11 protein-coding genes are annotated in these 14,826 nt (G+C 43.7%); 6 read left to right on the forward strand and 5 right to left on the reverse strand.

Annotated elements, in window-relative coordinates; all coding sequences use genetic code 11:
- Positions 1–11: 11 nt before the first annotated feature.
- On the reverse strand, positions 12–1,544 hold the full coding sequence (gene guaA, locus B7P33_RS02355; RefSeq protein WP_097440345.1) for a glutamine-hydrolyzing GMP synthase: 1,533 nt from the start codon (positions 1,542–1,544) through the stop codon (positions 12–14).
- 210 nt (positions 1,545–1,754) lie between these two features.
- On the opposite strand from guaA, the gene B7P33_RS19300 reads away from it, so the two are divergent.
- On the forward strand, positions 1,755–1,892 hold the full coding sequence (locus tag B7P33_RS19300; protein ID WP_172435831.1) for a hypothetical protein: 138 nt from the start codon (positions 1,755–1,757) through the stop codon (positions 1,890–1,892).
- A 28-nt stretch (positions 1,893–1,920) separates the two neighbouring features.
- Here the strand turns inward: B7P33_RS19300 and B7P33_RS02360 are convergent, their stop codons facing one another.
- On the reverse strand, positions 1,921–3,291 hold the full coding sequence (locus B7P33_RS02360; protein ID WP_097440346.1) for a pyridoxal phosphate-dependent decarboxylase family protein: 1,371 nt from the start codon (positions 3,289–3,291) through the stop codon (positions 1,921–1,923).
- A 178-nt stretch (positions 3,292–3,469) separates the two neighbouring features.
- On the opposite strand from B7P33_RS02360, the gene B7P33_RS02365 reads away from it, so the two are divergent.
- Positions 3,470–4,012: a pyridoxamine 5'-phosphate oxidase family protein gene (locus B7P33_RS02365; RefSeq protein WP_097440347.1), complete on the forward strand. Its 543-nt coding sequence runs from the start codon at positions 3,470–3,472 to the stop codon at positions 4,010–4,012.
- Between the two features lie 66 nt (positions 4,013–4,078).
- Here B7P33_RS02365 and B7P33_RS02370 read toward each other — a convergent pair whose 3' ends face one another.
- Positions 4,079–5,452: a glycosyltransferase family 39 protein gene (locus B7P33_RS02370; protein WP_097440348.1), complete on the reverse strand. Its 1,374-nt coding sequence runs from the start codon at positions 5,450–5,452 to the stop codon at positions 4,079–4,081.
- Positions 5,452–7,053: a bacillithiol biosynthesis cysteine-adding enzyme BshC gene (bshC, locus tag B7P33_RS02375; RefSeq protein WP_097440349.1), complete on the reverse strand. Its 1,602-nt coding sequence runs from the start codon at positions 7,051–7,053 to the stop codon at positions 5,452–5,454. Before bshC ends, B7P33_RS02370 begins: the two co-directional genes overlap by 1 nt.
- A gap of 138 nt (positions 7,054–7,191) precedes the next feature.
- On the opposite strand from bshC, the gene B7P33_RS02380 reads away from it, so the two are divergent.
- Positions 7,192–9,654 carry a M14 family zinc carboxypeptidase gene (locus tag B7P33_RS02380; RefSeq protein ID WP_097440350.1) on the forward strand — a complete coding sequence of 821 codons (2,463 nt, stop codon included), beginning with the start codon at positions 7,192–7,194 and terminating at the stop codon, positions 9,652–9,654.
- An 86-nt stretch (positions 9,655–9,740) separates the two neighbouring features.
- Here the strand turns inward: B7P33_RS02380 and B7P33_RS02385 are convergent, their stop codons facing one another.
- Positions 9,741–10,235, reverse strand: coding sequence for an outer membrane beta-barrel protein (locus B7P33_RS02385; protein ID WP_216359344.1), 495 nt, complete (start codon positions 10,233–10,235; stop codon positions 9,741–9,743).
- Between the two features lie 264 nt (positions 10,236–10,499).
- Here B7P33_RS02385 and B7P33_RS02390 point away from each other — a divergent pair, with 264 nt between their 5' ends.
- The 3 genes from B7P33_RS02390 (at position 10,500) to B7P33_RS02400 (ending at position 14,826) form a co-directional block, all read left to right on the forward strand.
- Positions 10,500–11,333, forward strand: a complete 834-nt coding sequence (locus tag B7P33_RS02390) for a hypothetical protein (protein WP_097440351.1) — start codon at positions 10,500–10,502, stop codon at positions 11,331–11,333.
- Positions 11,334–11,397: 64 nt separating this feature from the next.
- The gene (locus tag B7P33_RS02395) at positions 11,398–12,309 is read left to right on the forward strand and encodes a LytTR family DNA-binding domain-containing protein (protein ID WP_097440352.1); all 912 of its coding nucleotides are present in this window, start codon (positions 11,398–11,400) and stop codon (positions 12,307–12,309) included.
- 162 nt (positions 12,310–12,471) lie between these two features.
- Positions 12,472–14,826, forward strand: a complete 2,355-nt coding sequence (locus B7P33_RS02400; protein WP_097440353.1) for a TonB-dependent receptor — start codon at positions 12,472–12,474, stop codon at positions 14,824–14,826.

The raw sequence follows: 14,826 nt of genomic DNA on the forward strand, positions 1-14,826 counted from the left end.
TAGTATACGTATTATTCCCACTCTATGGTTGCCGGCGGCTTGGAACTAATGTCATACACCACACGATTTACCCCCCTAACCTTGTTTATGATATCGTTAGATACCTTTTGAAGGAACTCATAGGGTAAATTGACCCAGTCGGCGGTCATACCATCGGTACTTTCAACTGCGCGTAGGGCCACACATTTTTCATAGGTACGTTCGTCTCCCATAACCCCTACACTATTTACCGGAAGCAACATGGCACCGGCCTGCCATACCTTGTCGTAGAGTCCGTTTTCTTTTAATCCGTTGATAAAAATGGCATCTACCTCTTGGAGCATGGCCACTTTTTCGGCACTGATATCACCCAATATACGAATGGCAAGACCTGGCCCTGGAAAGGGATGACGGCCCAACAAAGCCTTATCCAAGCCCATACTGGCCCCAACACGCCTTACCTCATCTTTAAACAACATTTTTAAAGGTTCTACTACCTTTAACTTCATATAATCGGGCAAGCCGCCTACGTTATGGTGACTTTTTATGGTTGCCGATGGTCCGCCCGTAGCCGAAACCGACTCGATCACATCGGGATAAATGGTACCTTGTGCCAACCATTGGGCACCTTCTACCAAATGCGATTCGTCGTCGAAAACCTCAACGAACACCCGTCCGATAATCTTTCTTTTGGTCTCTGGATCGGCCTCTCCGGCCAATTCATCCAAAAAGCGTGCCGAAGCATCTACCCCTTTAACATTCAAGCCCATACCTTGGTACTGTTCCAACACATCGCTAAACTCGTTTTTGCGTAAGAGTCCGTTGTTCACGAAAATACAATGTAGTTGTTGGCCAATGGCTTTATGTAACAACATGGCGGCCACCGAAGAATCTACCCCTCCAGACAAACCTAAAATCACCTTTTCATCGCCGATTTTGGCTTTGAGTTCGGCCACTGTACTTTCTACAAAAGAATCGGGGGTCCAATCTTGGGCCACTTGGGCTATCTTTACCAAAAAATTCTCCAACAATTGCTTGCCGTGTTCAGAGTGGTATACTTCCGGGTGGAATTGTATCGCATAGGTATCTTCGCCTTCAATGGTATAGGCTGCATTTTCTACATCGTGTGTACTGGCCAATAGCTTTGCCCCTGTAGGCAATTCCTTTATGGTGTCGCTATGGCTCATCCAAACCTGGCTATTCACCGGAATGTCTTGAAAAAACAGATTATCATTTTCAATATGCGACAAACGTGCCCTACCATACTCCCTGGTATTGGAGGGTGCTACATTGCCCCCATGGAAATGGGCCAAGTATTGGGCGCCATAACAAACGGCCAACAATGGTTTTTTACCCTTAATACCACTTAGATCCGGATGCGGGGCTTCGTCGCTACGTACCGAAGATGGCGAACCAGATAAGATTACCGCTTTATAGGGCGACAAGTCTTCCGGAACTTTGTTATAGGGCTTAATTTCACTGAAAATGTTGAGTTCCCGAACGCGTCTAGCGATCAATTGGGTATACTGGGAACCGAAATCTAAAATAAGGACGTGATTCTGCATGCGCAAAATTAGTTTTTTAGGCCGAACCAGAAAGTAACACACCCATATTTTAAACAGAAATAATCAACAGGCCATAAACATTCTTCTACAAGGCAAACGCAAACTATTGAGGGCCAAACCATTTATTCGACGAACGGTAACACATATTTTTCCTACAACATCATAAATTGGATATCTTAGCGTTATCCTTCTAACCAACACACAACCAATATGGAAGACCATAAAAAATTAAGCAAAATCGTTTTTATTATCGCGATGGGCTTATTACTGGTCGGTATACTTTACTTGGGATATACCGATGGCCAAAACAAAAAAGAGACCGCCCAAGAAGAGACGGTCTCCAATTAAAATTTTCTGTTTATACGAACCACTACACTTAACCCATCGAATTTAGAATTACTTCGATATCGGCTTGGGTAGTATCCGGATTAATGAAGCAAAACCTGGACACGGTTTCAAACCCGTCTTGTGTTTTCCACTTGGTCGGGGTAACCAGGGCCAAACCTTCGCCATGGTTTTTGTAGGTCCAATTCCGGTAATCATCGGCGCCCCAACCTTTTCTTCTAAACAACACACAAGACAAACTAGGCTCGCGTACCAATTCTACATCGGGGTGTTCCGTAATCAGTTTCCCGGCCAACTGGGCCAAGGCTATGCCCTGTTCCACAGCCCATTTATAACGATCCGTACCGTGCATGGCCAACGAAAACCATAACGGTAAGCCCCTTACCCTTCGGGTTAATTGAATTTGATAATCCGAGGGATTGAACCCATGGGCACCTTCATCTTTAAAAATCTCTAAATATGAACCTTCTTGCGCATGGGCCTTTTTTGCCAACTCGGGTTCTTTATAGATAACCGCACCACAATCATAGGGCGAGAACAACCATTTATGCGGGTCTATGGTTATACTATCGCAACGTTCTACGCCTTTGAATAAATGCCTTACGGAATCGGCAGCCAAGGCCCCACCCCCATAAGCTCCATCGATATGGAACCATAAATTTTCGGTTTCACATACTTGGGCGATTCCGTCTAAATCGTCTACTATACCTGCATTGGTAGTACCACCGGTAGCCACTACAGCAAAAAGACGTTGTCTTTTATCGGCATCCATGGTCGAAATGGCCATTTTTAGATCGGTCCCACTCATGCGGTCTTCGGTTTCTACCAATACCACTTCGGCATCGATTACCTTGGCCATGGCCTTAATGGACGAGTGTGCCCCAATTGAGGTAACCAAAACCCCCTTTTTATTTTGATTCTTTGGATTTGCCCGCCAGGTCTCCCGTGCCGTAACCATGGCCGATAGATTGGCCGCAGTACCTCCCGAGGTAAACACCCCAAAAGCACCTTCAGGTAAACCCGTTAATGAAACCAACCATTTCATAGCCTCGTTTTCACAATAGATACCGCCAGCCCCTTCCATCCAATAGGCACCGTGTATACTGGAAGCTGAAGTAACCAAATCGAACATAATGGCAGCCCTGGTCGGCGCCGCCGGCACAAAGGCCAAGTGTCTCGGGTGATCGATAGGCACCGTTGCCTTTACCAATACATCTTTAAAGAGGTTAAAGGCCTTTTCGCCCCCTATTCCTTCCGGGGTTACGGTCTCTCCAACCAAAGCCTTAAGTTCTTCGGCCTTTTTAGGCTTTCCCAGTTCGGGACTGGTGGTCGTAATCCTATTAATGGCATATTTCATGACATCCATGGTCATGTCTACCATATCTATATCTATGTCGTGCATGTTTTGGTCTTAAAAACAGGGCAAAGATACGCCTTGTGCACAGTTCTACCATTTTAAAATTAATCATAGACTCCTAACACATTCCGTATCTTTACCGAACAACAGCTACCCGGCCAAGACCCCAATCCGGTGTTGAAATAATTTTACTCGAAATTAACCTGTTCAAATAAAAACCACTATGCTTTTTGAATCCATTTCCCAAATTACCGACCTAATTAAAAGTGCCTTAGACGATAAGCGTCATTCGTTTCGATATGGAAATTTGGCCACAGTAGGTAGCGACCTTGCCCCACGTGTCAGAACGGTTATGGTGCGTAGCATAGACCCCAAGGCCACACTTAGCTTTTATGGTGATGGCCGTGCCCTAAAAATGCAGCATATCTCCCAAAACCCTAAAGTAAGCCTTTCGTTATACGACCCGGCGGAAATGATCCAGTTCCGTTTCGACGGTACCGCGAAAATTTGTACCGACCCTAAACGCACCCAAGAAACTTGGGCCCATGTGCCCCCGATCCTTCAAAGGGATTATACTACCCATAAGGCGCCCGGAGCCATTTTAGATAGTGACGGCTTGGATTATTTGGTAAATGAAAACTTCTTTACCATTGTAGATATCATACCCCATCAAATCGAATGTATGGTATTGGGTAAAAACGGACACCAAAAGACCCTGTTCGTTACCGACGGATTTGAATGGAGCAAGAAAGCCTTGGTGCCTTAGTGGATTAGTGGATTAGTGGATTAGTGGATTAGTGGATTAGTAAAAATACATCTAGGTTTCAGAAAACTATTTTACCTCTGTAGTTTCATCAATCAGATATACCGTTTCCTTAAAACGACCGAATTCCGTGATGGAATCGGTAGGAGCGCCCCACTCAGGCGTATGGGCGTATTTTGTAATCACTTTTACCCTTGGCCACTTCAAATGTTTCTCCGATAGAAGAAAATCGTCATATGTGCCAACCACTTTTTGTTTATCAAGCAATCGAATGTTTCCGGCATAGGTAATATCAAAAAACAACCATGACCTTTCTGGATAGTGTTGCTGAAGATGTTGGTGTAAGGGTTTGAAACTGTAATGTACGGCTGAAGGTATCCCAAAAACCTTTTCTACAGGAGTTCTTAAAAACTGTAACGCTATCACCAATAAAAAAATGAGATAAAACTTTGGAATATACTTTTCGACGGGAATCTTCATTGCTGTTATCAACACAGGCACAAAAGGCAAGAAAAGTGGTAATAACCAACGGGTCTCTACTTTTTGTATGCCCATAAACAGGAAAACTACAAGAACGACAACAGCCTGGACAACAAACAAAATAAACAATGGGTAAGCTATTATAAGGGCCGCCCTTTTCACTGGTCTTTGTCTTTGTTTCCAAAAATACCAGACCAAAAACAATAGCAAGGGCCAAACCATTTTCAAAAAGGCCGAAAGATAAGACAACAGGGTTGAGACCACCGGCCAACCCGAACCCGCCGTTTTTTCCGCAACCCGTTCCCCTATAAGATGCCGATATTCTAAAACCCAATTAAAATGGGGCCAGCACAAGAGTAGAGCTACCGATACACTTAGTAGCATTTTGGGATGGAATATTACTTTGGCTATCCGTTTATCCACTAAAGTACCTATGCCAAAACTGGCTAAGACCAACACATAATTGTATTTGCTCAACATGCCCAAAGCAAGTACCAATCCGAACAGCAAGTAATTTTTCAGGTTTCTTTTCTTCATCAAAAGAAATAGCACCCAATACGTGGCCAGAACACTAAGGTTCATTAAAGAAGTATGGGAAAGGCGTCTAAATGTCCAATCGATGAGGGTGGGCACCAAAACCCATAACAACAGGGCGAAAAGGGCTTTATCAGGATTTGCATCTGCCACCTTTCTATAGAAACCGAAGCCTACCCAAAGGCTTGCACCAAATACTAAAGCACGTAAAAACGCAAAGGAAAAAGCGTTTAGCCCAAAAATTTGGTTAAACCCATATTGCAACCAAGTATACAATGGCGGTTGATCGTTATACCCCCATTGCAACCATTGCGTTAAATAAGCTTGTTCCGAATCTTCAAGTTCTGGTGTAACCTTCATAAAGGCAATGCCCACTATGGCCAAAACCGATATAAGTATTAAAACATTTCGTTTGGCTAAGGCTTGCATTAACGGACCATTACGATAAAGTCACTTTCAAAAGGTTTTTGAACCGATTTTAAAGCAGGTATCAGGTCAGGGCCATATCGCAGGTATTGCTCCGAGAAATTCTGGTTACGTTCTTGTAACGAACCCTCTGGGAACAACACGTTTTGGGCCTCGGCGAGTCTTTGTACCTGATCGGCCAATTTTCTTTTTTGGGCCTTTAACAGCCGTTTCTCCAAATGTTCAAGGCCTTTGATCTGTTTGCGTTCTTGCGCCTGTACCGCCCCTAGAAAGGAGGCATCGGTCTGCTGGGCCAATTCGTGCAAGGCCGCGAACTGTGATTCAATCAATTTCTTTTGCGGACCTAAATCGATCTCTATGTTCGAGATCTCGCGGATCTTCCGGTTTATCAAATGGTTCTTTTTCAAGAACATTTCAGACACCCCTACACCCAATTTCTTCAATTTATCATAGGCTTTGGTATCTGAAACCAAAACCGAATTCCGCAGCATTAACATAGGAAAAGGCACCTGCATGGCCTCGAAAAAGGCCTTCAGCTCGAACCAATAGGCTAATTCGCCACCACCGCCTATATAACAAAGGTTAGGCAAGATCACTTCTTGATACAGCGGCCTACAGATTACATTGGGCGAAAACCGTTCGGGATGGGTATCTATCGCTTCCCAAAGTTCATCCTTGGTCCAAGTGACATCGGTATTATTCACCTTAAAACTATGGCCATCATACAAAATACGTTCCCGCAGCCCATCTTCTATATAAAAGTAATTGATTTCCCTAGGATTTACCTGCACCACATAGTCTGAATCGACCTGCTTTAGTCGAGCGGCGGTTTCACTGACTTGGGTAAACGATATGCGTTTTTCCAGATCTTGTTTTATATAGGGTGCCAATTCGCCTTTTAAAGCTGCATCATCGCCATCAACGATAACCAGACCATAATCGCCAAAAAGTTGGTTGACCAAATAGCGGGTGGCCGAAGTTAAATTATCATGCACTAAATAGGCTTTTCTAAAAAGCTCCTTCAAGGCCTGCGCATGTTTTCCGGGGCCCAATTCCGCTTCCAACACCCCTAATACGGCCTCTAATCCTTCAGTATCGAATCGGCCTACGGGACCACCATCGGCACGGTTCCATTGTATTTTCTTTCCGTTGAGCTTAAAGAAATTGATTTCGTCAAAATCGTGATCTTCGGTCGCCATCCAATACACAGGAACGAAATTGGCCTTGGGATACGCCTTCTTCAAAGCTTCACAACTGTTTAAGGTGTGTATGATCTTGTACAAAAAATACAAAGGTCCGGTAAACAGGTTCAACTGATGTCCGGTTACCACGGTAAAAGTATTGGAGTTCCCCAAAGCCGAAATATTGGCTTTTACCGCATCTGAATGGACGATTTTAGCATATTGTCCTTGTAAAGCCGATACCAAAACCTGACGTTTCTCTTCCGTAAAAAACTCCTGTTTTTCCTGAATCTGCGCTTTAAACCCTTCTATTTCCGGGTAACGGTTATAAAAAGGATCCAATTGGGGCGAACGGTCTATATAGTCGCAAATCAACTTGGAAAAATATCCGGTTTCCGCAATGGGAAGGGTGTACAACTGCATAAAAGGGTATCAAAAAATAGATGGCTAAAGATAGGGGCTTCACCCCGTACCATTTCCTAAAAATACGTTAACATAATGATATATGCCTTGGTATTGCTTAGATTTGGGTTTGACCAATTTCACCGAACTTGTCGCATTATGATCAAGAAAATTACACTTCACCTAAGCCTATTGCTCACCTTAATAGGTACCGCTCAACAAATTAAATCGCCGGCCGAATTCCTAGGTTACGAATTGGGCTCCCAATTTACCCGAAGTTGGGAAGTACGGGAATATTACGAATACTTGGCCGAGACCGTACCCAATAGGGTCAGCCTTCAAGAGTATGGTACTACCAATGAAAGACGCCCGCTTTTATTGGCCTACGTAAGCTCGGCCTCCAATATGGCCCAACTTGATGACATTCGAAAAAAGCATTTGGAGAGTACCCAAGGAAAAGGCCAGGCCGACAAAGCCATTGTTTGGCTGAGCTATAATGTGCACGGGAACGAAAGTGTAAGTACCGAGGCCTCTATGCAGACCATTTACGAATTGCTTACCGTTAAAAAAGACTATTTGGAAAACACAGTGGTTTTGATTGACCCTTGTATCAATCCGGATGGGCGGGATCGGTATGTAAACTGGTACAACCAATATAAAAATGCACCAAACAATGTAGACCCGAATTCCAAAGAACACCACGAAGGTTGGTGGAGTGGCCGTTCTAACCATTATATGTTCGACCTCAATCGCGATTGGGCCTGGCTAACACAAGTAGAGAGCCAACAGCGTATTAAGGTATATAATACCTGGATGCCCCATGTACATGTCGACTTTCACGAGCAAGGGGTAGATTCGCCTTATTATTTTGCACCGGCCGCGGAACCTTATCATGAGGTTATCACCGATTTCCAGCGTAATTTCCAAACCGCAATCGGAAAGAACCATGCCAAGTATTTCGATGAAAAAGGTTGGTTCTATTTTACCAAAGAGTTTTTCGACCTCTTCTATCCTAGTTATGGTGATACGTATCCTACCTATAATGGCGGTATTGGCATGACCTATGAGCAAGGTGGAAGCGGACGTGCCGGATTGGGTATCATTACCTCTATTAAAGATACCCTAACTTTAGGGGATCGTATCGCACACCACCATACTACCGGACTTTCTACGGTAGAAATGGCCTCGAAAAACGCCCAACAGTTAAATGACGAATTCCGTAAATTTTTTAAAGGGCCTAAGAATTACAAATACAAGAATTATGTACTTCAGGGCAACCCAGACCATCTGGAGGCTTTGACCCAACTTTTGGCGAAACATGAGATTTCGTATTTCTCAGGAAGTAATGGGGGCACCGCCAAAGGTTTTGACTATGCCAATGGCAAAGCCGGAAGCATGCGAATAGGTGAAAATAGTTTGGTAGTACCAACCGATCAAACTAAAGGCACCATGGTAAAGGTACTTTTTGAACCCAACGCCAAACTGAGCGACTCACTGACCTATGATATTACGGCCTGGTCTTTACCCTATGCCTACGGACTTAACGCCTTGGCCACTTCGGCCAGTGTTTCCCAAAATGAATATGTAGCTACACCAAAGGCCCAAAATGCTTTAGATGCCAGTGCCTATGGGTATGTCACGGACTGGAACAGCATGAAAGACGCCCGCTTTTTGGCCGATGCCCTAAAAGCCGGTATTCGAGTCCGCTTTTCCGATAGGGCCTTTTATGTGGCCGGCACCTCTTTTGAACGGGGTAGTTTGATTATTACCCGTGGTGACAATAAAAACCTGGACGGTTTCTTGGCCACCTTGGCCGATATCGCGGAAAAACATGGTAAATCGCTGACCAATTCGGCTACCGGATTCGTTGATAAAGGCAAAGACTTTGGCTCGCCCCATGTTTCTATGATTAACGACACCAAAATCGCGGTACTTTCGGGGGAACCAACCAGTACCCTTCGCTTTGGGGAGGTATGGCATTTCTTTGAACAACAATTGCACTACCCTATTACCGTACTCGACGGTTCCTATTTCAAAAAAGTAGATTTAAAAGGTTATGATGTTTTGATCTTACCCAGTGGTTATTATGGCGGCTATTTCTCTGAAAACGACCTAAAGAAATTGAAAGATTGGGTGCGCGGGGGCGGCAAGCTGATTGCCATGGGTGGCGCCCTGAACGCCTTGGCCGGAAAAGATGGTTTCGGATTAAAACGTAAAGACACCAAAGACGAAGACCCTACAGCCAACAAAACACCCCAACCCAATGATACGGCCGAAAGGGAATACATAAAACAATTGATTACAGGGGCCATTTTTAAAACCAAGGTAGACCATACCGATGCCTTGGCTTTTGGCTACCCAAGTAGTTATCATACCCTAAAATTAGGTTCAGATGCCTATGGTTATCTTGAGCGTGGCAACGCGGTTTATTTAGAAGGCAATGAACCGGTATCTGGTTTTGCCGGAAGTGAAGCCAAGAAGAAGATTGGCAAAACCTTGGTATTTGGTTCTGAAAGTATGGGTAGGGGTTCTGTGGTCTATATGGTAGACAACCCCTTATTCCGAGGTTTCTGGGAAAACGGAAAACTGTTTTTCGCCAATGCCCTGTTTATGGTGCAGTAAGCCTACCCCATTGAAATTGACATTATAGAAAACGAAAACGCCCTCCGATTTGGAGGGCGTTTCTTGTAGGTGTTGGTCTTGAATTCTTAGAAGCGATATCCGATTCCTAAGGTAAGGGTCTCGAAACTACCCCCATCCCGACTTATACCAGTGTATGAGAAAGAGGCATCTACTTGATCCGTTAGCCTAAAGCCCAAAACCGGACGATAGTAAAAACCACCTTCATTACCGTCGTTCACACCAATGGCATAACCGATATCGGCCCCGGCAAAAAACTTTTCGGTAGCATTTACCCTACCCGAAGCTGCCACGGGAATAAATTGGATATCATCAATCTCAATTGAAATAATATCACCACCAATCTCATCACCAAAGGCATTGGTAAACCCGGTAGCGAAACCTACTTCTACCATATCGTTTAAGGCATGCATATAAGACGCATCCAAACCTAGGCTAAAAGTGGTAACATCGGCGGCATTACCCACGGGTAAACCGAAATTGATTCCTGCCCTAAAACCACTTTGGGCAAAAAGGGATCCACTGATCAAGGCAAAAGCCAAAACTGCAACTAATTTTCTCATAATTTTTGAATGTTAGGTTTATTTTGATTTGCAATAACGAAATCGACTACAAGATATTGTAAATAACCGTACCTCTGAAAACCAATTCCATCAACTTTCGCTATCATTTTAACCAAAAACCTTGAAGCAACACACTAAGCCCGTCCCAGATACAGAGCTGAATTTAAACACCTTAGAGCCACCACGTCCAAATACCGTCATATTTTGGTTCTAAAACGATTTATTTGGCACAATTTTGGAGAATTCTGGGCAAAACCAAAATACATGACCTCATTGATTATAACTGCCCTAGGTTTATGGGTAAGTTTTAGCCAGCCAAAGTATCTAGAACACTCGGCTAGTCCCAAAACCGAATATCAACAACCGAACTATAAAAAGTATCCATTTAAATCGGCACGGGTTTCTTATACTTTTTCTGGTGACGCCAGCGGTGCTTCTACTTTATTTATTGATGACTTTGGTTATAAAGAAAGCCATGTAGAAAACAGCACCACCACTTTTATGGGAGTGGCTACCCCAAAAAACGAAAGCAGAATTATGGTCGGTAGCGAACAGACCGAAATTGACCATAACAGCGGCACTGCAACCCAAAGCATCAACCCCTTGCATGCCTACTATGCCGTCCGCCCTAACAACGATTACATCGCCCTTGGCGAACAAGCCTTAACCCAAATGGGCTTTACCAAAGTGGGACAAGAAATGGTGTTGGGCAAAAACTGTGACGTTTGGCAAGGCCCTGTACATTTATGGACATGGAAGGGCTTAACCTTAAAGACGGTTACTAAAATGATGGGCATGACACTCATTGAAGAAGCTACCCAATTGGAGTTGGATGTACCAATTGACCCTAAGCATTTTCAAGTTCCAAATGATATTCAGATAACTGGAGGAAACCTCATGCTAGAGGAATTGGGAAAAACCATGGATATCGTTCTCGATCCCGAAACCCGAAACAGCTTATTCAAGATAAAAGACCTCAATTTTGAACAATGGAAGAAACAAGCCCTAAAGGACGATCCTTTTCTAAAGGAATATAACGAGGAAGAACTAAGGGAAGAGTTCCGATTACTTAAAGAAATGGCGCAAGGCATTAAATAGCTATTTAACGTATCAGTACCTTTGTATTCAGGTTACATCTTTTTCAACCCTTCCAAAGCCATACATGACACTCAAGGAATTCGGAAACCTAAAGGCCAACTTTTTACAAACACCAAAACAGAAATGGTATTATGTTTTAAGTGTAGGAGTTTTTTCCGTTTTCTTCATTTTTGTGTATGAACCTTTTGGGGTGTCTTTAGATTATCTAGAATTCAATGCCGGCCCTTGGCAAATTTTCCTATTCTTAGCAAGTCAGGCCCTGAATTTGTCCGTAGCTATAGCTTTTACCCGATTTATCATAGAACCTTTCCTACCCTGGAATATCGATACCATAAAAAAACAAGTCCACTTTTTCCTTTTCGAAATCTTGGTTATAATACTCACCTCTCCCATATTCATTATTCTTTTTTATTGGATTAACGGTCTGTCCCAAGAAAACGTAGTGTTGGATCAACCGCTTTGGCTCGAAATAGTCATGCGTTATTTCTTGTATTTTTTTGTGCTGATGTATCCTTTTTTGGCCAATGCACTTTTGGGCCACATCAAAGGATTACATTCTGAGATAGAAGTTCTTGAAAAACATATTTTCACGGTAGCGGCCCAATATGCAGCAAACCCCATGCAACCCATTCAAATAAGAAATGAAAAGCATACCGAAACCTTGCAAATACTTCCTAAAAACCTACTTTATATAAAAAGTGACAACCAATATATAGAAATCTATTATCTGGAAGAAGGCCAACTACGTACCGCATTGATCAGAAACCGCTTAAAAATAGTACTGGAAGCCCTTCGAGACTACCCTATTAAACAATGCCACAGATCTTATGCGGTAAACCTATTGAACGTGCACCAACTTAAAAAATCAGAAGGCAAAACCTATATCTATATAAATACCCAACCGGTACAACAAATTCCGGTTTCCAAATCTTTTACAGACCAAATCCAAGGCACCTTTTCGGAGTACCGAAAATAATGTATGTCGCTTTGCTTTTGTTAAGGCAATATTAAAATGATTAAGCGAGACTACAATTCACTCCATCAATACTACATTTCGCTCCAAAACCCCGATTTCCATGTAACAATATTGGGCTTGCCCCGTTAGTTTTGTCAGCAATTAAACCTAAAGCGAACACCTATGAAAAAACAACTGCTGCTGCTTTTTCTGTTGCCTATTTTACTTCAGGCACAGGATAAATTCAGTTTAAGCGGGTCCTTAAAAGACCAAAGCAACGGAGAAACCATTTTTGGGGCCAACGTATTCTTTGAAGGCACCAATATCGGGGCCGTAACCAACGAATACGGCTTCTTTTCCCTAACCGCCCCACAGGGGGAATATACCCTTGTGGTAAGTTATATGGGATATACCGACATTAAACAGACCGTTTCTTTGAACGCCAACCAAAAATTAAATTTGGAAATGGCGCCCGAAGCATCGCAATTGGAAGAAGTGGTCGTGGTAGCCGACGAGACCACCAAGACCAACATTAAAACGCCTCAAATGAGTACGGTGCAGTTAAAGGCAGAAACCATAAAGCAAATGCCCGTGGTTTTAGGTGAGGTAGACATTCTTAAATCGATACAAATGCTACCGGGGGTTACCAATAATGGCGAAGGCTCTTCGGGTTTCCATGTACGAGGGGGTGCCTCGGATCAAAACTTGGTGCTATTGGATGAAGCTATCATTTATAATACCTCTCACCTTTTTGGCTTCTTTTCAGTTTTCAATGCCGATGCCATCAAGGATATGAAACTGTATAAAGGGGGAATCCCTTCACAATTTGGCGGGCGTGTTTCTTCCGTACTCGATGTTCGTCAAAAAGACGGGAACAGTAAGGAGTTCAAACTAACCGGAGGCGTTGGTCTAGTAGCCAGCAGATTGGCCGCCGAAGCCCCACTGTTTAATGGTAAAGGTTCCTTTCTGTTGGCTGGCCGTGGATCTTATGCCCATCTTTTCCTAAATGAAAACAAGGCCAATTTTTACGATGTCAACCTGAAGACGAATTACGAAATCAACGAGAACAACCGCCTCTATCTTTCCGGGTATTACGGTCGCGATGGGATGGAATTCGGAAGTTCTTTTGAAAATGACTACGGTAACTTGTCGGGGAATTTAAGATGGAACCATATTTTCTCGGAACGCTTATTCTCCAACCTATCCCTAATCTATAGCAAATACGACTACCATTTCGTTTTTGACGATATAGGCCTTGACTGGGTCTCCGATATAGACAACTACAACCTAAAATATGACCTCAAATGGTATATGAACGACAAGATCAAGTTCGATTTTGGGGCCAGTACCATCAAATATGATTTTAACCCGGGAGAGGTTACCCCAACTGGGGAAGACTCTAGTGTTAACTACCGTAAACTGGACGATAAAGAAGCTTTGGAGTCGGCCATTTATTTGGGCATGGAACATAAAATCTCGCCCAAGTTTACCGCCCAATACGGTATGCGCTACAGCCATTTTATACGCCAAGGCCCACAAAGCCCGAATACCTACGAAAACGACCAGCCGGTGGTATACAATGCCGAACAAGGCGTATACGAGAGAGGTACTCCAAATGGCACCAAGGAATACGGAAGTGGGGATAACATAAAAACCTTCGGAAATTTTGAACCCCGATTGGCCCTTTCGTATCAATTGGACGAAAAATCGTCGGTTAAGGCGAGCTATAACCGCATTGCCCAGTACCTACATTTAATCTCAAATACTACTTCGGCCACCCCTTTGGATGTTTGGGCCCCCAGTGGCGAATTTATAGACCCCCAATTGGGCGACCAATACGCTATTGGGTACTTTAGAAATTTTGCCAACAATGCCTTTTCCATGGAAATCGAGGCCTATTATAAAACCATTGACAACCGCTTGGACTATATAGATGGTGCCGATCTTATTGCCAACAACACCATAGAAACCGAGGTTTTGGCGGGTGAGACCCGTTCTTATGGTTTAGAACTACTGTTAAAGAAAAATACAGGTAGGCTCACCGGATGGCTGGCCTACACCTTATCTAAAGCAGAACAACGTACCCCCGGTGGTTCGGCCGGTGGCCCTGGGATAAACAACGGTGATTGGTACCGTACCTCTTACGACCGCACCCACGACCTTTCGCTTACGGCAAGTTACCAGTGGAATAAAAAATGGAGCTTTGGTGCCAATTTCGCTTTTCAGACCGGAAGGCCCATCACCTATCCTAACGGACAATTCGTTTATGAAGGCACTTCGGTGGCGACATTCTCAGATCGTAATGCCGATCGTTTGCCCGCCTACCACCGTCTAGACCTGTCGGCTACCTATAGGCCTAACCGTAAACCCAACAATCGTTGGAAAGGCGAATGGGTATTCGGGATCTATAATGTGTACAACCGCCATAATGCCGCCTCAATCAGTTTCGGACAAAATGAGGATACCGGCCTAAACGAAGCCTCTAAGACCTATATTTTTGGGATTTTGCCCGCCATTTCGTATAACTTTAAATTCTAA

The organism is Sediminicola luteus (assembly GCF_002514735.1).
GTDB lineage: Bacteria > Bacteroidota > Bacteroidia > Flavobacteriales > Flavobacteriaceae > HQA918.